The 18914-nt window shown below is 71.4% G+C and carries 15 protein-coding genes and 5 pseudogenes; 11 read left to right on the top strand and 9 right to left on the bottom strand.

Annotated features, from left to right (window positions below):
- Positions 1–188: 188 nt before the first annotated feature.
- From H3H54_RS13625 to H3H54_RS13615, 3 genes are read right to left on the bottom strand one after another with little or no spacing between them, the layout of a single operon-like run.
- Positions 189–1538, bottom strand: coding sequence for a DEAD/DEAH box helicase (locus H3H54_RS13625; RefSeq protein WP_262426489.1), 1350 nt, complete (start codon positions 1536–1538; stop codon positions 189–191).
- The gene (locus H3H54_RS13620) at positions 1463–1870 is read right to left on the bottom strand and encodes a hypothetical protein (RefSeq protein ID WP_262426545.1); all 408 of its coding nucleotides are present in this window, start codon (positions 1868–1870) and stop codon (positions 1463–1465) included. Before H3H54_RS13620 ends, H3H54_RS13625 begins: the two co-directional genes overlap by 76 nt.
- Positions 1777–3501, bottom strand: a complete 1725-nt coding sequence (locus H3H54_RS13615; protein ID WP_262424279.1) for an SWIM zinc finger domain-containing protein — start codon at positions 3499–3501, stop codon at positions 1777–1779. The genes H3H54_RS13620 and H3H54_RS13615 overlap by 94 nt, the downstream gene beginning before the upstream one ends.
- 171 nt (positions 3502–3672) lie before the next feature.
- Here H3H54_RS13615 and glmM point away from each other — a divergent pair.
- Positions 3673–5016: pseudogene (glmM, locus tag H3H54_RS13610) on the top strand (phosphoglucosamine mutase).
- 116 nt (positions 5017–5132) lie between these two features.
- Here glmM and coaA read toward each other — a convergent pair.
- Positions 5133–6088, bottom strand: a pseudogene (gene coaA / locus H3H54_RS13605) (type I pantothenate kinase).
- A 280-nt stretch (positions 6089–6368) separates the two neighbouring features.
- On the opposite strand from coaA, the pseudogene glmS reads away from it, so the two are divergent.
- The 9 genes and pseudogenes from glmS (at position 6369) to H3H54_RS13560 (ending at position 13318) form a co-directional block, all read left to right on the top strand.
- A pseudogene (gene glmS, locus H3H54_RS13600) lies at positions 6369–8234 on the top strand (glutamine--fructose-6-phosphate transaminase (isomerizing)).
- A 45-nt stretch (positions 8235–8279) separates the two neighbouring features.
- Entirely contained in the window at positions 8280–8768 is a 489-nt protein-coding gene (locus H3H54_RS13595; protein ID WP_262424278.1) for a holo-ACP synthase, read from the top strand.
- Positions 8765–9046 carry an NAD(P)H-hydrate epimerase gene (locus H3H54_RS13590; RefSeq protein ID WP_316249038.1) on the top strand — a complete coding sequence of 94 codons (282 nt, stop codon included), beginning with the start codon at positions 8765–8767 and terminating at the stop codon, positions 9044–9046. The genes H3H54_RS13595 and H3H54_RS13590 overlap by 4 nt, the downstream gene beginning before the upstream one ends.
- 62 nt (positions 9047–9108) lie before the next feature.
- Positions 9109–9912, top strand: a pseudogene (locus H3H54_RS13585) (NAD(P)H-hydrate epimerase); the annotation flags it as partial.
- Positions 9913–10036: 124 nt separating this feature from the next.
- Positions 10037–10351 (top strand): NAD(P)H-hydrate dehydratase, encoded by a 315-nt coding sequence (locus tag H3H54_RS13580; protein ID WP_262426487.1) that lies wholly within the window; start codon positions 10037–10039, stop codon positions 10349–10351.
- Positions 10348–11520 (top strand): alanine racemase, encoded by a 1173-nt coding sequence (gene alr / locus H3H54_RS13575; RefSeq protein ID WP_262426486.1) that lies wholly within the window; start codon positions 10348–10350, stop codon positions 11518–11520. Before H3H54_RS13580 ends, alr begins: the two co-directional genes overlap by 4 nt.
- A pseudogene (tsaE, locus tag H3H54_RS13570) lies at positions 11517–12014 on the top strand (tRNA (adenosine(37)-N6)-threonylcarbamoyltransferase complex ATPase subunit type 1 TsaE); the annotation flags it as partial. The gene alr and the pseudogene tsaE, both read left to right, overlap by 4 nt.
- A gap of 88 nt (positions 12015–12102) precedes the next feature.
- Entirely contained in the window at positions 12103–12807 is a 705-nt protein-coding gene (tsaB, locus tag H3H54_RS13565) for a tRNA (adenosine(37)-N6)-threonylcarbamoyltransferase complex dimerization subunit type 1 TsaB (RefSeq protein WP_262424277.1), read from the top strand.
- Position 12808: 1 nt separating this feature from the next.
- Entirely contained in the window at positions 12809–13318 is a 510-nt protein-coding gene (locus H3H54_RS13560) for a GNAT family N-acetyltransferase (RefSeq protein ID WP_262424276.1), read from the top strand.
- Here H3H54_RS13560 and H3H54_RS13555 read toward each other — a convergent pair.
- Genes H3H54_RS13555 through H3H54_RS13545 form a run of 3 tightly spaced genes read right to left on the bottom strand, consistent with a single transcriptional unit; the run spans position 13315 to position 15928 of the window.
- Positions 13315–14766 (bottom strand): hypothetical protein, encoded by a 1452-nt coding sequence (locus tag H3H54_RS13555; protein WP_262424275.1) that lies wholly within the window; start codon positions 14764–14766, stop codon positions 13315–13317. The genes H3H54_RS13560 and H3H54_RS13555 overlap by 4 nt on opposite strands.
- Entirely contained in the window at positions 14721–15026 is a 306-nt protein-coding gene (locus H3H54_RS13550) for a hypothetical protein (protein WP_262424274.1), read from the bottom strand. Before H3H54_RS13550 ends, H3H54_RS13555 begins: the two co-directional genes overlap by 46 nt.
- Positions 15011–15928, bottom strand: a complete 918-nt coding sequence (locus H3H54_RS13545; protein ID WP_262424273.1) for an ABC transporter ATP-binding protein — start codon at positions 15926–15928, stop codon at positions 15011–15013. The genes H3H54_RS13550 and H3H54_RS13545 overlap by 16 nt, the downstream gene beginning before the upstream one ends.
- A 123-nt stretch (positions 15929–16051) precedes the next feature.
- Between H3H54_RS13545 and H3H54_RS13540 the strand changes: the two genes are divergently transcribed.
- Complete coding sequence (locus tag H3H54_RS13540) at positions 16052–17563, top strand: AI-2E family transporter (RefSeq protein WP_262424272.1); 1512 nt, start codon at positions 16052–16054, stop codon at positions 17561–17563.
- Positions 17564–17580: 17 nt separating this feature from the next.
- Here H3H54_RS13540 and greA read toward each other — a convergent pair whose 3' ends face one another.
- Entirely contained in the window at positions 17581–18072 is a 492-nt protein-coding gene (gene greA / locus H3H54_RS13535; RefSeq protein WP_262424271.1) for a transcription elongation factor GreA, read from the bottom strand.
- A gap of 254 nt (positions 18073–18326) precedes the next feature.
- On the bottom strand, positions 18327–18719 hold the full coding sequence (locus H3H54_RS13530; RefSeq protein WP_262424270.1) for a DUF4307 domain-containing protein: 393 nt from the start codon (positions 18717–18719) through the stop codon (positions 18327–18329).
- Between the last annotated feature and the right edge of the window lie 195 nt (positions 18720–18914).

Below are 18914 nucleotides of genomic sequence, written 5' to 3'. Positions count from 1 at the left end.
GCGGGGCAATGCTCCGCACCGCTCACGCTGGACGCACGATGCCCTCGACCTCCGGGTCGGGGGCATCGTCGCGTTCGGGGTGGGGCGCTGGCGCTGGGCGCGGGTCGGTTACGGGTGCTGGGCTCGGGGCGGGCGCCGGCGCTCAGCCCAGCTGAGCAGCTGATCTGCTCAGCTCAGCCAACATCTGCTCAGCTCAGCAGCTCGCGCAGGTCCTCTGCCGTCACGGCGGAGCGGAACGCCTCGCCGCCGTCCGTGAGGGCGTCGAACAGCTCGGCCTTGCGCTGCTGCAGGGCGAGCACCTTCTCCTCGATCGTGTCCTCGGCGATCATCCGGTACACCATTACCTGGCGTTCCTGACCGATGCGGTGGGCGCGGTCCACGGCCTGGTTCTCCGCTGCCGGGTTCCACCACGGGTCCAGCAGGAACACGTAGTCCGCCTCGGTGAGGGTGAGGCCGAAGCCGCCGGCCTTCAGCGAGATGAGGAACACCGGCGCATCGCCTTCGCGGAATCCTGTCACGGCCGCGTCGCGGTCGCGGGTCGATCCATCCAGGTGCGCGTAGCGCACCTCGCGCCGATCGAGCTCAGCGGCGACCCGGTCCAGGTAGGAGGTGAACTGGCTGAACAGCAGCACCCGGTGTCCGCCATCGATGACCTCCTCGAGCCGGTCGAACAGCGCCTCCAGCTTCGAGCTGGGCACGTCGGCGTAGGCCTCGGCGTCGACGAGGGACGGATCCAGCGCCATCATCCGCAGCAGGGTCAGGGAGCGGAACACGATGAAGCGGCTGCGGTCCAGGTCGGTGTCGATCAGGCCCAGCACCTTCTTCCGCTCACGCTGCAGCACCGAGTCGTAGACCGCGCGGTGCTCGGGCGAGAGCGTCACCCTGAGCACTTCCTCATGCTTCTCCGGCAGCTCCGAGGCGACCAGCTCCTTGGTGCGTCGCAGCAGGAAGGGCCGGATGCGCCGACGCAGCAGCTCCATCCGCCCGGGATGGTCACCGGTCTCGATCGGGAGGGTGTAGCGCTTGCGGAATCCGATCGCGGTACCCAGCAGGCCCGGGGAGACCAGGTCGAGGATCGCCCACAGGTCATCCAGTGAGTTCTCCATCGGAGTGCCCGTGATCGCGAGGCGGAAGTCGGCCCGCACTCCCTTCGCCGCGCGGTGGGTGCGGGAGCGGCGGTTCTTCACGAACTGCGCCTCGTCGAGCACGAAGCCCTGGAACCGTGCCTCGGCGAACTCCTCCTCGTCGATCCGCAGCACCGAGTAGCTGGTCACCAGCAGGTCAGCGCCGATCGCAGCGGCCGGCAAATCAGTACCGCGCGAGCCGGAGGTGCGGTCCAGCACCCGCACCTCGAGCTCCGGGGCGAAGCGCTCGGCCTCGCGCCGCCACACCGGCAGCACCGAGGCGGGGGCGACCACCAGGAACGGCGGGGCCTGCGGATCCTGTTCACGGGCGCGGGCGATCAGGGCGAGGGTCTGCACGGTCTTGCCCAGGCCCATGTCGTCGGCGAGCACACCGCCGAGGCGGTGGGAGTACAGGAAGGAGAGCCAGGTGAAGCCCTCGCGCTGGTAGGGCCGCAGCTCGGCCTGCAGGGAGCGGGGAGCTCCGGCGGCGGAGAATCCTCGAGCGTGCGCAGGGACAGAGCGGTCGAGCTCCAGTCCTCGCTGGTGACCGTCTCGTCGGCCATCTGCTGCAGGTCGTCCCACATGTCCACCTGGAAGCGGGAGATCTGCTGATGCTCCGGCTCCCACTCTGCGAGCGCCTCACCCTCGCGGATCAGCTCGCGCAGCGTGTCGAACGCCGGGTGATCGAGGGAGAAGTAGGTGCGGTCCTGGAGCAGGAGCTTGCTGCGGCCCTGGGCGAGGGCCACGAAGAGGCTCGGGAACGGGATCTGCCGCCCCTCGATGGTGATCTCGAAACCGAGGTCGAACCAGTCGTTCTTGCCCGGCGAGGCCTGCTGGGTGATGCGGACCTGCGGCGCCGCATCGAGTTCCCGGTAGGCGTGGCGGGTGCCGGTGATCTCCACCTCGACGTGGTCCATCGCGGCGAGCTCGTCCAGCACGTGCTCGGTGAACAGGGCGGTGTCGGTGCCGCTGAGCAGCTCGGGGAGTCGGTCGCGACCAGCGGCCACAGGGTCATCGCGGCGGCGATCACCTCGTCCTCGTGGGCAAGGTCGCGGTGGGCGCCCTGGCGCTGGTCCATCGGCAGGCGCCGGTCCGGGTCGAAGTAGTGCCAGGACCAGCGCAGCGACAGCCGGTCGCCGGTGGCGTAGGCGGCGGTGAGGTGCAGGGCGGGCCGTCGGGCGGCGGGCAGCTCCACGCTGCCGTCGAGGCTCGAGATGGTGGTCAGCGTCCGCAGCTGCGGGTACGCGACCTCGAGGAAGGTCTGGCGGTCCTCGGCCGGGATCACCAGCGGTTCACGACGCTGCAGCAGGGTGCGCAGAGCGCGCGGCACCGAGGAGCCCAGCGACGCGAGCCGTGCGGCCAGCAGGTCGTCGTCGGTGGGCTCGACGTCGAGCACCCCGGAGCCTCCCAGGAGCCGGCCGCGCGTGGTCTGTGCTCCGGCGATGGTGAGGTGGGGCCTGATGTGCAGCTCTCCGGTGGTCTCCTCGACCTGGAGGTCCAGCCCGGAGTCGCCGTCCGCCACTAGGTCGATGGCGGCCAGGCCGCTGCCGGGCAGGAACTCCACCCCTGCGGTGCGGGCATGCTCGAGTGACTGCCATAGCAGCGGGGAGGTGATGGAGTTCAGCCAGAGGTGGTCGATCGCGCCGCTGGAGTAGGAGCGCTCCACCGAGGCCGCCGCGAAGATCCGGGTGAGCGCCTCACCGTGGGCCGCGTCGTACTCGCGACCGGCGAGGCGGAACTCGAAGGTGCGCCAGGACAGGTCCCCCTTGATCCAGGCGCCCTTGCGCCCCCGGGTCAGGGGCCGCATCCCCAGCCACAGCTCGGCACCTGCCTCGACGTGTGCGGGGGTCGCGATCTCGCGATGGTGACGGGAGGTGCCGGCTCCGGTGGTGCCCGCCTCGAGGTCGAAGCGCAGGGCCAGTGGGCGCGGCAGCGAGGCCGTGCCGGCGTCGGTGGTCTGCGCAGAGCTCAGCAGCGGGCGCAGCACGCTGCGCCATTCTGCGGGCGGGCTCTCCCGCATCGCCTGCGATCCGAGGTCGTTGAGCCGGTAGAGAGTCGCCGCGACGTGCAGACAGGCCTCGCCGACGGGGCAGTCGCAGGCTGAGCTGCGCGGCCGCCACAGGCCACCCGGTCCCGGGGTGTGGAAGCGGCGCGAGACGGAATCCTCCTCGTACTCGGCCAGCACCACGTCGGCGTGATGGATTGCGCCGTCCTGCTCGGAGACCTCCGCCGAGACGGTCAGGGCCCCTGCATCCCAGCTGAGATCCGTGACACGGCCCGCACGGGCCGCACCGAGGCCCCTGCTCGCGGTGCGATCGCCCACATGATGGCTGATCGCAGAGGGGAGCAGGCGAGGGAGCAGGACGGGATCGGACATCCCTCCAAAGTAACCGGCGCAACGCTTCGGTGACGAGGAATCTGAGGAGTACGGCCCCCTCCAGCGGGTAGTCTCACAGCGGACCTCCGGCTCGGTTCCTGTGCGCGACCTGCTCGCGCGGCCGTGCTCGCGGGGGCCTGCTGACCCCCGAATCCCCATGAGGAGAACCCTGTGGCACGACTCTTCGGCACCGACGGAGTGCGCGGACGCGCGAATGGCGACATCACCGCGGAGCTCGCGGTCGAGCTGTCCGTGGGCGCGGCCCACGTGCTGGGCACCCTGGGTGCCTTCGGTGGCACGCGGCCCAAGGCGATCGTCGCCCGCGACACCCGCCCCTCCGGCGACTTCCTCTCCGCCGCGGTTTGCGCGGGTCTGGCCGCCGCCGGGGTCGATGTGTGTGACGCCGAGGTGCTGCCCACCCCTGGCCTGGCCTTCCTGGTGCAGTCCACCGGCGCCGATCTGGGCGTGATGATCTCCGCCTCGCACAATCCGGCGCCTGACAACGGCATCAAGTTCTTCGCGCGCGGCGGCACCAAGCTGCCCGACGAGGTCGAGAACGCGATCGAGGCCCGTCTCGGGGAGGAGTGGGACCGCCCGCAGGGCACCGACGTCGGCACCATCTCTCGGTACGAGGGTGCTGTCGAGGCGTATGTCCAGCACCTGGTCTCGACTGTCGACCGTCCGTTGACCGGCCTGACCGTGGTCGCGGACTGCGCCAACGGTGCCGCGTACCTCTCCGGCCCCGACGCCCTGCGCCGCGCCGGGGCGACGGTGCACGTGATCGGTGACCGCAGCGACGGCGGCCTGATCAACGACGGCTGCGGCTCCCCACCTCGGCCCGCTGAAGGCCGCGGTGCTCGAGCACGGCGCCGACATCGGTGTCGCCTTCGACGGCGACGCCGATCGCTGCCTCGCGGTCGCCGCCGACGGCGAGATCATCGACGGGGACCAGATCATGGCGATCCTGGCGTTGGATCTCAAGGAGCGCGGCAAGCTCCACGACGACACCCTGGTGGTGACCGTGATGAGCAACCTCGGGCTCAAGATCGCGATGAAGGAGCACGGGATCGTGCTCGGCCAGACGGGCGTGGGGGACCGCTACGTGCTCGAGGAGATGAACCTGGGCGGTTACTCCATCGGTGGTGAGCAGTCCGGGCACGTGATCATCGCCGAGCACGCCACCACCGGTGACGGCGAGCTCACCGCCCTGCACCTGCTGCAGCGCATGGCCGAGACCGGCCGCACAGCCCGCGAGCTCGCGAACGTGATGACCCGCCTCCCGCAGGCGCTCATCAACGTTAAGAACATCGACAAGGCCAAGGCCACCATCGACCGCGGCGTCTCCGACGCCATCGCGGCGGCGGAGGCGGAGCTGGGGAGCACGGCCGTGTGCTGCTGCGACCCTCCGGCACCGAGCCGGTCGTGCGCGTGATGGTCGAGGCCCCCACCGACGAGCAGGCGACCGAGATCGCCGAGCGCCTCGCAGGCATCGTCCGGGAGCGCGTCGGGCTCTGACCCGATCCTGGCGGGCCCGCCGCCGATGGCCTCTGGGACGCGCCCGTCGAGAACGCGGATTCCTGCCAGAACTGGAAGGGATCGGTGGTCTCGGCGGGCGTGTCTTTTTGTGAGGGCTAGACCTTCCGCAGCAGCACCGAGTGCACGCGGTGCTGGCCGTCCTTGCGCAGCACCAGATCGGCGCGGCCGCGCGTGGGGACCACGTTCTCGGTCAGGTTCGGGCCGTTGATCGAGCGCCAGATCCCCAGCGCCGTCTCCTTCGCCTCCTCGTCGGTGAGCTCCGCGTAGCGGCGGAAGTACGAGCGCGGATCGGAGAAGGCGGTGCGCCGGAGCTTCAGGAACCGGTCCACGTACCAGCGCTGCACGTCCTCCATCCGGGCGTCGACGTAGACGGAGAAGTCGAAGAAGTCCGAGACCGCCATCCCCAGGCGGCCGTCACGGCGGGGACGGGCCGGCTGGAGCACGTTGAGCCCCTCGACGATCAGCACGTCCGGCTTCTCGACCACCACCCGCTCGTCCTCGAGGATGTCGTAGGTCAGGTGCGAGTAGACGGGCGCCTCGACGCGCTCGTGCCCGGCCTTCACATCGGCGACGAAGCGCAGCAGGCGGCGCCGGTCGTAGCTCTCGGGGAACCCCTTGCGCTGCATGATGCCGCGCGCCTCGAGCTCGGCGTTGGGGTAGAGGAAGCCATCGGTGGTCACCAGCTGGACCTGAGGGGTGTTCGGCCAGCGCGCCATCAGCTCCCGGAGCAGTCGCGCGGTGGTGGATTTGCCGACCGCCACCGACCCGGCCACACCGATCACGTACGGGGTGCGCTGCTGATGCTGGTCCAGGAAGTCCTCCCGGTCGCGGCGCAGCGCCTGGGCGGCGGCGACCTGGATGTTCAGCAGGCGCGAGATGGGCCGGTAGACGGCATCGACCTCCTGCAGGTCGAGACGATCGCCCAGGCCGCGCAGGCGGGTGACGTCGTCCTCGGAGAGCGGCAGGGGGTCTGTCGGGACAGCCTCGCCCAGTCCTCCCGTGAGATCTCCTCGAACGGGGTGACGGTGCTCGACGCTGAACCGGCCTTCATGGAGTTGATTGTTCCAGTACCGCGGGCACTTCCCGTCCACGGCGCTGTGAGATGAGACCCGTTCGGGCCCGGCACCTCGCCCCGGCGATGCCCGACGAGGTCTGGAACACGCGCCGTGGAACCACGCGGAGAGGGGCCGAGGGTGCCCGTGCGCGAATCTGACCAGTCATGCGCAGGTTCGGCCACGCGCATGCAGCGACCCCTCCGGAGGTGAGGAAGGACTCGCACCGAAACGGCTCCGGCCGCGAGATCCGGAGACGGGATCATTAGCGTGATCGGCATGTGTGGAATCGTCGGATACGCAGGCCCCAGCGCCTCAGCCCCCTCTTCTCGTCCCGTGGACGTCGCCCTCCAGGGTCTCGCCCGCCTCGAATACCGCGGATACGACTCCGCGGGCGTCGCGGTGATCGACGACGGGACCGTGCACGTGACCAAGCGCGCCGGGAAGCTCGCCAACCTGCGCGAGGCCCTCGCCGACTCCGCCGAGACCACCGGGGTGTCGCGATCGCCCACACCCGCTGGGCCACCCACGGCGGCCCCACCGACACCAACGCCCACCCCCACCTGGGCGGCCGCGAGGGCGAGATCGCCGTGGTGCACAACGGCATCATCGAGAACTTCGCCTCCCTCCGCGCCGAGCTCGAGGCCGACGGCTACTCCTTCACCTCCGAGACCGACTCCGAAGCGGCCGCGCACCTGATCGCCCGCGAGATGGAGCAGGCCGGGGACCTCACCGAGGCGATGCGCCGCGCCGCCGCCTCCCTCGAGGGCGCCTTCACCCTGCTCGCCGTGCACCGCGACGCCCCGGACACCGTGGTCGCCGCCCGCCGCAACTCCCCGCTCGTGGTGGGGCTGGGGGAGGGAGAACTTCCTCGGCTCCGACGTCGCCGCCTTCGTGGACTCCACCAAGGAGGCCCTCGAGATCGGTCAGGACCAGGTCGTCACCGTCAGCGCCGACTCCGTGGCGATCATCGACTTCGACGGCGTCGAGGTCACCGACGCCAAGCGCTACACGATCGAATGGGACGCCGCGGCCGCACAGAAGGGCGGCTACGACTCCTTCATGGCCAAGGAGATCCACGAACAGGCCGGCGCCGTGGCCGACACCCTGCGCGGGCGGCTCGAGAACGGTTCGCTCCAGCTGGACGAGATGGACATCGACCCCTCCGTGCTGCGCAGCATCGACAAGATCGTGGTGGTCGCCTGCGGCACGGCCGCCAACGCCGGCGCCGTCGCGAAGTACGCCATCGAGCACTGGTGCCGAATCCCCACCGAGGTGGAGCTCGCCCACGAGTTCCGCTACCGCGACCCCGTCGTCACCGAGAAGACCCTCGTCGTCGCGATCTCCCAGTCCGGCGAGACCATGGACACCCTGATGGCCGTGCGCCACGCCCGCGAGCAGGGCGCGAAGGTGATCGCGCTGTGCAACACCCGCGGCTCGACCATCCCCCGCGAAGCCGACGCCGCGCTGTACCTGCACGTCGGCCCCGAGATCGCGGTCGCGTCCACCAAGGCCTACCTGGGCCAGATCGCGGCCTGCTACCTGCTGGGCCTGTTCCTCGCCCAGACGCGCGGCAACCTCTACCCCGACGAGATCGCTGCGCTGATGGGCGACCTCGAGCAGATCCCGGACCAGATCCAGCAGGTGCTGGACAGCTCCGCACAGGTCGAGCAGCTCGCCCGCGACATGAAGGACACCACCAGCGTGCTCTTCCTGGGCCGCCACGTCGGCTACCCCACGGCGATGGAGGGCGCGCTCAAGCTCAAGGAGATCGCCTACATCCATGCCGAGGGCTTCGCCGCCGGGGAGCTCAAGCACGGCCCGATCGCCCTGGTCGAGGAGGGGCAGCCGGTGTTCGTCATCGTCCCCTCCCCGAACGGCCGCCACTCCCTGCACTCCAAGGTGGTCTCGAACATCCAGGAGGTGCGCGCCCGCGGCGCCCGCACCCTGGTGATCGCCGAGGAGGGCGACGACGCGGTGCTGCCCTACGCCGATGAGGTGATCCGGGTGCCCGCCACCCGCACCCTGTTCGCCGCGCTGCTGACAGTGATCCCCCTGCAGATCTTCTCCTGCGAGCTCGCGACCGCGAAGGGACTGGACGTGGACCAGCCCCGCAACCTCGCCAAGTCCGTCACCGTGGAGTGACCTGGCACCTCCACAAGGCCCAGCTCGGGGTGTGATACTGCCGGGGTGAGCACTTTCCCGACCGCGACGCACAGGCCCGGCCCCGATGACAGCTTCGGCGGCCGGGCCTTCGCACCCCGTGACGACGGCACCATCGCGGGTGTCGGCATCGACGTGGTCGAGATCGGGCGGCTCAGCGCGATGCTGGAGCGGACCCCCGCCCTGCTCGAGCGGCTGCTGACCCCCTCCGAACGAGGCCTGTCCGCCGCCTCCCGCGCCGCCCGCGTGGCCGCGAAGGAGGCCGTCGGCAAGGCCCTCGGCGCCCCGGGAGACTTCTCCTGGCAGGACGTCACCGTCGAGCGCACCGAAGTGCGCCGCCCCTACCTGCGCCTGCGCGGTGCCACCCTGCGCGCCGCCGAGGCACAGGGCGTCGCACACCTGCACCTGTCCCTCTCCCATGACGGGGAGATCGCCACCGCGATCGTCGTCGCCGAGCGCGAGGCGGGCACACCGGGAGCAGCCGGAGCCGCCGCCGACGAGGTTCGGCCACGATGATCCGCGCCTACGACGCCCAGACGGTGCGGGACGCCGAGTCGCCCCTGCTCGCCGCGGGGGAGCCGCTCATGCTCCGCGCCGCCCGGGCACTGGCAGACCATGTCTCCGCCCGTCTGGACACATCCGACGGCCGCACCGGCAGCACCACCGGCACCGGCAGTGCCACCGGTACTGCCCCGCCGCAGGTCCTGGTCCTGGCAGGTGCCGGTGCGAACGGTGGCGACGGGCTCCACGCCGCCGCGATGCTGCGCAGCCGGGGATCGCCGCCGACGCGCTGACCACCGCAGAACGAGTCCACGCCGAGGGCGCCGACGCGCTGCGCACTGCGGGCGGCACGCTCATGGCGCTCGCCGACACCGCTCCGGGCATGCTCGAGGAGCACCTCGCCGAGACCGATCTGGTCCTCGATGCGATCCTCGGCCTCGGCGGCCGCCCCGACGTCCCCGCGGCCCTCGCCCCGTTGCTGGCTGTGGTGCGTGCACGCGGCGTCCCCGTGATCGCGGTGGACCTGCCCAGCTTCGTCGACGCCACCACGGGACAGGCCGCTCCCGAGGCCCTGCACGCGAGCGAGACCGTCACCTTCGGGGCGGTCAAAGCCGGCCTGCTGCTGCCCGGCGGCGCCGAGCGCGCCGGCGCCCTCCACCTCGTCGACATCGGGATCGCACCGCACCTGCCTGCGGCGCCCTCCGTGCTCCGGCTCGAGGACTCCGATGCCCGTGCCCTGCTGCCCCGACCGGGCCGTGAGGCGAGCAAGTACTCCCGCGGCGTGGTCGCGCTCGCTGCCGGCAGCGACCAGTACCCGGGTGCCGCTGTGCTCGCCGCCTCCGGTGCCGCCCGCGCCGGCGCCGGTATGGTCCGCTGCCTGGCCCCGCAGAAGGTCCTCGACCTGGTGCTGCGGGAGCGGCCGGAAGTCGTCGGCCACCGCATCGAACGTGCCGTCGGCGGCGCCGATGCCGTGGACCTCGATGCTGTGGGCCGCACCGACGCGCTCGTCGTCGGGCCCGGGCTCGGACCCGACGATCCCCGCGCCGCCGCCGGCGTGGACCGCCTGCGCAGGAAGGGCGGCACCGCGGGCGGGAGCATCGAGCGGGGCGTGATCGACGCCGGCGCCCTCGATGTGCTGACTGCCGAGCACCGTTTCGGGCCCGACGTGGTCCTCACCCCGCACCGCGGCGAGGCGGAGCGCCTGGCCCGCCGCCTGGACCTCGACCCCGAGCTGCCCGGTGCGCTGCTCGCCCCGGCCCGCCGCCGAGGCCACCGGCGCGACAGTGCTGCTCAAGGGTGCGATCACCCTCATCGCGCCCGGGGACGGCGGGACGTTGCGCGCCCAGGACGACGCGACGCCGCAGCTGGCGACCGCCGGCACCGGGGACGTGCTCGCCGGGGTGCTCGGCACCCTCCTCGCCGCGGGCCTGACCGGCCCCGACGCCGCCGCGCTCGCCGCGATCCTCCACGGCCGTGCAGGCCGCCTCGCCTCCCGCGACGGCCTCCAGCCCCTGGTCGCCCTCGAGGTGGCCGCGCACCTGCCCGCCACGATCGGGACTATCCTGGCGGACGCCCACGTGATCCAAGGAGCCCGATGACCATCGCGATCCCTGCCGAGGACCCTCGGCACGTGCCCAACCGGGCCGTGATCGACCCCTCGGCGATCACCCAGAACACCCGCGCGCTCGGCACCCTGCTCGAGGAGCAGACCGCCCTGATGGCGGTGGTGAAGGCCGACGGCTACGGCCACGGAATGCTCACCGCTGCCCGCGCCGCGATCGAAGGCGGCGCCACCTGGCTCGGCGTCGCCCACCCCGCCAGCGCCCTCGCCCTCGCTCGCGCCGGGCTCGACGCGCAGATCCTCACCTGGCTGTACGAGCCGCACACCGCGAGGACCGTGCTGCCCGAGGTCCTCGGCTCCGGCGTGGACGTCGCCGTCGGCTCCCCGGAGATGCTGACCCTGGTCTCCGAGGCGGCGCGGCAGGCCGACCGCCGCGCCCGCGTGCACCTGAAGATCGACACCGGCATGGGCCGCAACGGGGTGCTGCCCTGGCAGATCCATGAGATCGGCGCCGCCATGTGGGAGGACGAGTTCATCCAGCTCACCGCCGCCTGGACCCACCTCACCAATGCCGACGACCCGAACGATCCAGCGACCGATCAGCAGGTGGAGCTGTTCGACTCGGCCTGCGAGGCGCTCGCCGAGGAGGTCGGCCCGATCCCGCTGCAGCACATCGCGAACTCCGCCGCCACGCTCACCCGCCCCGATCTGCACCGCGACATCGTGCGCCCCGGCATCGCGCTGTACGGCTACCCGCCGGTCCCCACGGACGTGCCGCTGCGACCGGCGATGACCCTCACCAGCCGCCTCGCCCTCATCAAAGAGGTGCCCGAGGGGCACAGCATCGGCTACGGCCGCATCCGCTCCACCGACCGCCGCACCTGCCTGGGACTGGTGCCGATCGGTTACGCCGACGGCCTGCACCGCACCGGCAGCGACCAGTGCGGCGTGATCGTCCGCACCGAGTCCGGTGACCGCCGCGCACCGCAGGTGGGACGCATCAGCATGGACCAGATCGTCATCGACCTCGGCCCCGACACCGAGGCCCGCGCCGGCGACGAGGTGTTCCTCTTCGGTGACGCCGGTGGCGCCCCGAACGCCCCCGCCGCCTCCACCGCCGAAGACTGGGCCCGGGCCGCCGGGACGATCCCCTACGAGATCCTCACCTCCGTCTCCGGCCGCGTCTCCCGCGAGGTCCGGTCGTGAACGCACTGCCCGTGCGGACCCGTGACGCCGAGGGCACCCGCGCGGTGGCACGTGCACTGGCCGCAGTGCTGCGCCCCGGGGACATGCTCGTGCTCGACGGCCCCCTCGGCGCCGGCAAGACCACCTTCACCCAGGGCCTGGGCGCCGGGCTGGGCGTGCGCGGCCCCGTCGCCTCGCCCACCTTCGTCATCGAACGCGTCCACCCCAGCCTCGGCGAGGGCCCCGACCTGGTCCACGTGGACGCCTACCGTCTCGGCGGCGGCGGGGAGATCGACGACCTCGACCTCGAGGCGGACCTCGACCGGGCCGTCACCGTGGTGGAGTGGGGCCGCGACCGGGTCGAGCACCTCGTGGACTCGTACCTCCTGATCGAGCTCGAACGGCCCGACCACGTCGATGACCCGGACGACCCTGATGAGCCGCGCACCCTGCGCCTGACCCCGAGCGGGCCCCGCTGGGACGAGCCGGCCGTGCTCCGGCTCGAGGCGGCACTGGCCACCATCACCGGCCCGGACGGCACCGCCGGGCCGGGGAGACCACCACGACCGAACGGGTCGCCGCGCCCACCGAGGGGAACCGCTGATGCTGCTGGGAATCGACACCTCCGGTGCGGTGAGCGTCGCCGTCGCGCGCGGGGAGCTCACCGGCCCCGCCCCCGAGATCCTCGAGGTCCGCGCCGACGAGCGGTCCCGCCACCACGACGAGGTGCTGCTGGCCCTGATCGACGAGGCCATGCGCGCCGCAGGTGCGGAGCGGGCAGAGCTCACCGGCGTCATCGTCGGCCGCGGCCCCGGGCCGTTCACCGGCCTGCGGGTGGGCCTGGTCTCCGCCCGCTCCATCGCCGCGGTGCTCGGCGTGCCGCTGCACGGGCTCAGCTCCCTCGACGCCCTCGCCCATCAGGCGCTCGCCGCTCACGGGCCCGCGCAGGACGGTCCGGTGACGGTGGGGGTCGCTCTCGATGCCCGACGCCGCGAGGTGTACCACGCGCGCTACCGCCGCGAGGCGGACGGCGAGGTCACCCGGACCGCCGACCCCGCGGTCGACGCCCCCGCCGAGGTCGGCGAGCAGCTCACCGCCTGCGACATCCTCGTCGGCTCCGGGACCGGGATCTACCCGGACCTGCTGCCCGCCACCGCTGATCTGGTGCACGTCGACGCCGGGCACCTGCTGCTCGCCGCCGCTGAGCTCAGCGCTCGCGGAGAGGACCTCAGCAGCACCGAGCCGATGTACCTGCGCGAGCCCGACGCAGCCAAGCCCACCGCGCGCAAGAGCGCCCTGGGCCGCTGAGATGGTCGGCGACGCTCAGACGCCGGGCACCGCGGAGTCGCCCGGAACGGACACGGACTGGGCGCTGCGCCCCGTCACGATCGAGGACGTCGAGGAAATCGCCTTCGCAGAGCTCGAGCTGTTCCCGGACGAGTCCTGGAACGTGTTCCAGCTCGCCGCCGAGATCGAGCACCCCGACCGCCGCTACGTCCTGGCCGCGCAGGGGCCGCAGGCCGACGGTGCGCTGCTCGGCTACGCCGGGATCATGCTCGCCGGCGACCTCGCCGACCTGCACACCATCGGCACGCGCCGTGAGGGTGCCGGCATCGGCCGCGCGCTGCTGGGCTGGTGCGAGGAGCAGGCCCGTTCGGCAGGGGCCGGGCGGATGCTGCTCGAGGTGCGGGAGGACAACTCCCGGGCCCGGGCGTTCTACGCCGCCGCGGGCTACCGGGAGATCGACCGTCGGCGCGGGTACTACCGCATCCGCGGCCGACGGATCGACGCGCTGGTGATGGAGCGCGCACTGTCCTAGACGTGGGCGCGGACCTTCTGGAACAGGTCCGGATAGCGCGCATCGATCCGCACCACTGCGATCCGCAGGCCCACCAGGAACACGACCGCCCCGGCGACGAGCGCCAGCACGCCGGCGAGGACCGTCAGCGCCATGCTGCCGACCACGGCGCCCCAGATGCCCACGCCGAGCGCAGGCAGCAGCGGCACGAACACGGCCAGCATCGCCACCGTCATCGCGATCATCGCGTTCGAGCTCGAGGCGGACTTGTCCTTCATCGGGTTGGTGCCGGGGGCCGAGCTGGGGTAGGGGAGCATCGCCCCCACCACCATCGAGATCCCCCAGCCGCAGACCATCGTCCCCAGCGAGCCCAGCACCGTCATCGGCAGCAGCTGCGGCATCCCGTACAGCAGCGGGATCGTGACCGTCACCAGCACCACGCCGGGCACCATCAGCAGCGCCATCGCGGCGATGCGACCCAGCAGGTTCGCGCGCGACGGGAGCCCGGTGACGATGTTGACCCAGCCGGCCGGGCCGTCGAAGCCGATCTCGTTGGCCAGGCTCATCCCGCTCATCCCGCACATGAAGATCGTCATCCCGAGCATCATCGGGCGCGACTCGGGGAGCATGAACCCCATCGCCACGAAGAACACGATCATCACCGGGTAGAGGCCGAGCGCCGCGAGATAGCGGGTGTCGCGCCGCCAGTAGCGCAGCGACTTGCCCATCACGGCACCGAAGGCGCCGGCAGGGACGAACCGCGGTACCAGCGGCGAGACCTTGGCGTCGCCCGAGGAGGCGTCCCCGGAGAGAGCGGAGGTGAGGGAGAGATCGATCGATCGCCTCCACCACAGCCACACCAGCACAATCGTGCTCGCGCCGATCACCGCGCGCAGCAGTGCGGTCAGCACCCGCCCCCCGGCGAGATCCATCGGCACCGAGAAGAGCGCGCCGATGGGCGTCCACGCCAGAGCTTCGACGATCCCGGGCAGCCAGCGCTCCAGCAGGGCGAAGTTCATGTCGCCGATGCGCTGCATGCCCAGCGAGAAGCCGTAGATCACCACGAACATCAGCAGGAAGCCGAGCATCCCGCCCACCTCGCGGCCGCTGCGGGACGAGGAGCGGCTGGCCGAATGCGCGAACCAGGCACGGGGCAGCAGCAGGCACAGCGCGAAGGCGGCGAGGTTCGCCGGGATCAGCGCCAGAGCGCCGAGGATGATCCACGCTGCGCTCTGACCGAACACGATCAGCCACAGCAGCTCGAATCCGGTCGCGGCCGCGATCGCGAGCAGCGTGAAGAGGCTCGGCAGGCTCAGCGCCGCGGCGGCGAACATACCCGGCTGGAGGTCCTTCGCGCTGCGGGGGAAGAGCGCGAAGGCCCGTGGATCCAAGGTGTCGTCGAGCCCGAAGGCGACCACCGGGATCAAGAACCACAGCAGCACGGTGAGGGCCCCGAGCCCTCGCACCACCAGGGGAAGGTGGAGCCCTCCCCGGCCCACAGCGTCGTCCCCAGGAACAGGAACACCAGGCCCACGAGCCCGCCCAGGGCGTACAGCACCCCGAAGATGGTGCCGATGAGCTTGCCGATGTTCTTGCGGTAGGACCGCTTCCACAGCGTCCACTTGAGCTTCAGCTGCAGGCGGAGCAGGGACTTCTGGGAGATCTCACCGTGGTGGACGCCCGTCGCTGAGGCGGTGGCGACATGCTCGCTGCTCAGGACTCCAACCACGACAGGCTCCCCTCCGCGACGTCGCCGCCGCCGACCAGATCGATGAAGGTCTGCACCAGGCTGCCGCCCTGCCGGACCTCGTCGAGGGTGCCGTCGGCCATCAGTTCGCCGCCGGCGATGATCGCGACGTGGCTGCACAGCCCCTCGACCAGCTCCATCACGTGGCTGGAGAGCACCACGGTGCCGCCGCCGGCGACATAGGCGGTGAGGATCGTGCGGATCACCTGGGCGGAGACCGGGTCGACCGCCTCGAGCGGCTCGTCCAGCACCAGCAGCCGCGGTGCGTGCAGCAGGGCGCTGGCCAGCAGGATCTTCTTGGTCATGCCGGCGGAGTAGTCGACGACGAGCTTGCCGTCCTCACCCGCGAGGTCCAGGGCCGACAGCAGCGACTCCATACGCTCCTCGACCACGTCGGCCTTCATCCCGCGGACCAGCCCCACATAGGTGAGCAGCTCGCGGCCGGTGAGCCGGTCGAAGGTACGCAGACCGTCCGCGAGGACCCCGAGCCGGGCCTTCGCCCGCTGCGGCTCGACCCACATATCGTGACCGAGCACGAGGGCGGCGCCGGCGTCCGGGCGCAGCAGGCCGGTGGCCATCGACAGGGTGGTGGTCTTGCCGGCGCCGTTGGGTCCCACGATCCCGTAGAACGACCCCTGAGGCACATCCAGCGAGATCCCGTGGACGACCTCGGTCTTGTCGAAGGACTTGCGCAGCCCCCGGATCGACAGGGCGGTGTGGTCCGGGACAGCGGCGTCGGCGGCGATCGGTGCGGCGATGCCGTCAACCGGGCGCGGGGCGCTGAGGGGCGCTGCGGGAGGGGCATCGGGGGCACGGAGCTCGGGGAGGGTGACGGATGGTCGCTGTGCATGCGTCCACGGTAATGCGCAGGGTGCCGATCCCATGCCCGTCGCTCGGCGAGACGGGGGCCGACCTTCGTCGGCCTCCCGGCTGTGCCCGCGTGCTGACGCCACGGTGCCCGCGACTAGGATGCCCCCTGAGCCGCCGTGGCTCGCGGAAGGAGTCCCATGTCGAAGCTGCGCCCCACCCCACGGGCCACGAGCCTCGCGCCGGAGGTGGAAGAGATCCCGCTCGGCGTCCGCCGTGCAGCGGCCTGGTCCTGGCGCCTGATCGTGGTCGTCGCGGCCTCGGCCCTGATCCTCTGGGGCCTGCTGCAGATCACCACCATCGTCATCCCGGTGGTGATCGCGATACTGCTCGCCGCGCTGCTGACACCGGTGGTCAAGGTGCTGACCCGCTTCACATTCCTGGGCCGCGGAGCGGCCAGCGGCGTCGCTCTGTTGGGGCTGCTGCTGGTGATCTCGGGGATGTTCACCCTTGCAGGGCGGCAGCTGTTCGCGCAGTTCGCCGACATCCAGGAGAAGGCGGTCACGGGCTTCCAGGGACTGGTGGACTGGGCGACCGCCACCTTCCAGATCGACACGCCGATGATCAACGCGGCGATCGACGAGGGGCTCGAGCAGCTCCAGCAGTACTCCGGTCAGCTGGTCAGCGGCGCGCTCAGCACCGCGGCGGTGCTCGGCAACGTCGTCACCGGCATCGTGATCTGCCTGTTCACCCTGTTCTTCCTGCTCGCAGGCGGGGCAGGGATCTGGCGCTGGGTGGTGGGCCTGCTGCCGCCGGCGGCCCGCATCCCCACCCACGAGGCATTCCGCCGCGGCTGGAAGGCGCTGTCGGCGTACATGCGCACCCAGATCCTAGTGGCCGCCGTGGACGCCTTCGGCATCGCGATCGGCATGGTGGCACTGGGGCTCGGCTCCTATGCGGTGCCGATCTGGCTGCTCGTGTTCCTGTTCTCCTTCGTCCCGCTGGTCGGTGCGATCGCCTCCGGCGCCATCGCGGTGCTGCTGGTGCTGGTGCTGAACAACTGGGTCGGTGCGGTGATCATGCTGGCGATCGTGCTCGTGGTGCAGCAGGTCGAGGGCAACGTGCTCCAGCCGTTCCTGATGGGCAAGGCCGTCGAACTGCATCCGCTGGCGGTGTTCCTCGGAGTGGCCGGCGGTGCGATGGTCGCAGGCATCCCCGGGGCGCTGTTCGCGATCCCGCTGCTCGCCTTCCTCAACGCCACCCTGCTGTACGTGGTGGGCAGGGATCCGAGCCCCGACCTCGGGCAGGACCGGGCCGGCCGGGAGCACTTCGCCGCGCTCACCCGGAAACACCCGGCCCCGGCCCCAGCCTCGGGCGGCTCCGGAGGGATGAAGCTCGCCGTTCCGGTACTCCCCTCGCTGCGCCTCTCCCCGCGGCGTCAGGCCGTTGCAACCACGAGCGCAGGCACGGGCGCGGGCACGGGCGCGGCTGCCGCGCCGCTCACCGCCCCGGAGCCCACGCCGCGGGCGGCGACCCCGAGACCTCGCGGGAGGATGACGGCGGCGCAGCTGAGCACGACGCGCCGGGCCCGGATCGCGGGCATGACGCCTGAGCCCGCGCGGGTTTCCCGCTCGCACGACGACGAAGGCCCCCATCCTCGGCAGCAGCCGGGGGCGGGGGCTTCGTCGTACGTGCATGCGCTCAGCCCGTGAGGGCCGGCGCCGCGGGCTCACGCCTTGTAGGGCGTGGCCTTCAGGATCTCGATCGGGAACGACTTGCCGTTCGGCGCGGTGTAGTCGACGGTGTCGCCGACCTTCGCGCCGTGCAGCGCACTACCTAGCGGCGACTCCGAGGAGTACACCTCGAGGTCGTCGTCGCCGTCGGCGATCTCCCGGTTGCCCAGCAGGAACGTGCGCTGCTTGCCGGCCATGGAGATGTCCACGACCATGCCCTGCTCGACGACGCCGTCGTCCCGCGGGGCCTCGCCGACCACGGCGTTCTTCAGCAGACGCTGGAGATCCGCGATGCGGGACTCCATCTTGCCCTGCTCCTCACGAGCGGCGTGATATCCGCCGTTCTCCTTGAGGTCCCCTTCGTCACGAGCCGCGGCGATGCGCTCGGTGATTTCGGCACGACCCGGACCTTCGAGCTCAGCGAGCTCCTTGGCCAGACGGTCGTACGCGTCCTGGGTGAGCCAGGCGGCATCAGGCTGGCTGCTCATGGGGTCACTCCTGTCGTCCTCAGTAGTGCGCATCGGGAGAAAGACCCCCCATACGCGAATCACGGGGCACATGTCCTCATGCGCCCCGTGTGCGGGTGATGATGAATCGGCGATGTGCCGGTTCCCGAGTACTTTACACGCAGCAGAACGCTTTCCCGGGGACCTTCGGAACGATTACGCGCACCGAGTAATCACCTGCGGGGACCCGGCTCTGCTGTCTGCCGGCCTGTCTGGGAGCCCTCTGCCGGGCGGGTTCAGAGCGCAGAGCAGCTGACGACCTCCGCTGAGACCGCGTCGCCCTGGGTGGAGATCTCGACGTGGTGCGCGCTCTGACGGTCCTCCTGAGCAGGGATCGTCGCCTCGACGAAACCGACCTGTGCCCGGCCCTTGTTCAGGGCCTGGACCCGGCAGCTCGCCTCGGTGCCCGGATCCATCGTCACCACGAAGTCGACGGCGATCACGTCATCGGCGAGATGCTCGTAGGAGAGGATCTCCGACTTCACCGGGCTGCTCGAGGCCTGGATTCCGACGTAGACGACGACAGCCATGAACACCGCGGCGACCAGCCCGATGAGGAGGCGTGCGGTGCGGCGGCTGACGAAGGGCCCGCCGTAGCGGTCCGCCTGTCGATCCCTGACATCGTTCATGGGCACAGTCTCCCAGACCCGCCCGTGCTGTTCCCGTGAGCCCGGCGGCGAGACGCGAGGCACCCGTCACGTCGTGCCCGGGCCCGTCGGCCGCCCGCACTGAAGGGCACCGGCTCCGTCCAGAGGTGGTGGCGTAGGATCGGACGCCGGTGCGACCCTTTCCCGCCGCGCGCGCAAGGCGCCCGCACCACCCCT

Origin of the sequence: Brachybacterium sp. Z12 (genome assembly GCF_014400405.1) — a bacterium.
Lineage (GTDB): Bacteria > Actinomycetota > Actinomycetes > Actinomycetales > Dermabacteraceae > Brachybacterium.
The sequence above is the reverse complement of the archived record's forward strand: the minus strand, read 5'-3'. Positions and strand labels throughout refer to the sequence as shown.

What these genes read in the sequence shown, in the direction of transcription:
- H3H54_RS13615 (WP_262424279.1), bottom strand. Translation starts at nt 3,501, where the DNA reads ATGTCCGATCCCGTCCTGCTCCCTCGCCTGCTCCCCTCTGCGATCAGC.
- H3H54_RS13590 (WP_316249038.1), top strand. Translation starts at nt 8,765, where the DNA reads ATGATCCGCGCCTACGACGCCCAGACGGTGCGGGACGCCGAGTCGCCC.
- alr (WP_262426486.1), top strand. Translation starts at nt 10,348, where the DNA reads ATGACCATCGCGATCCCTGCCGAGGACCCTCGGCACGTGCCCAACCGG.
- tsaB (WP_262424277.1), top strand. Translation starts at nt 12,103, where the DNA reads ATGCTGCTGGGAATCGACACCTCCGGTGCGGTGAGCGTCGCCGTCGCG.
- H3H54_RS13560 (WP_262424276.1), top strand. Translation starts at nt 12,809, where the DNA reads ATGGTCGGCGACGCTCAGACGCCGGGCACCGCGGAGTCGCCCGGAACG.
- H3H54_RS13545 (WP_262424273.1), bottom strand. Translation starts at nt 15,928, where the DNA reads ATGGGATCGGCACCCTGCGCATTACCGTGGACGCATGCACAGCGACCA.
- H3H54_RS13540 (WP_262424272.1), top strand. Translation starts at nt 16,052, where the DNA reads ATGTCGAAGCTGCGCCCCACCCCACGGGCCACGAGCCTCGCGCCGGAG.
- greA (WP_262424271.1), bottom strand. Translation starts at nt 18,072, where the DNA reads ATGAGCAGCCAGCCTGATGCCGCCTGGCTCACCCAGGACGCGTACGAC.
- H3H54_RS13530 (WP_262424270.1), bottom strand. Translation starts at nt 18,719, where the DNA reads ATGAACGATGTCAGGGATCGACAGGCGGACCGCTACGGCGGGCCCTTC.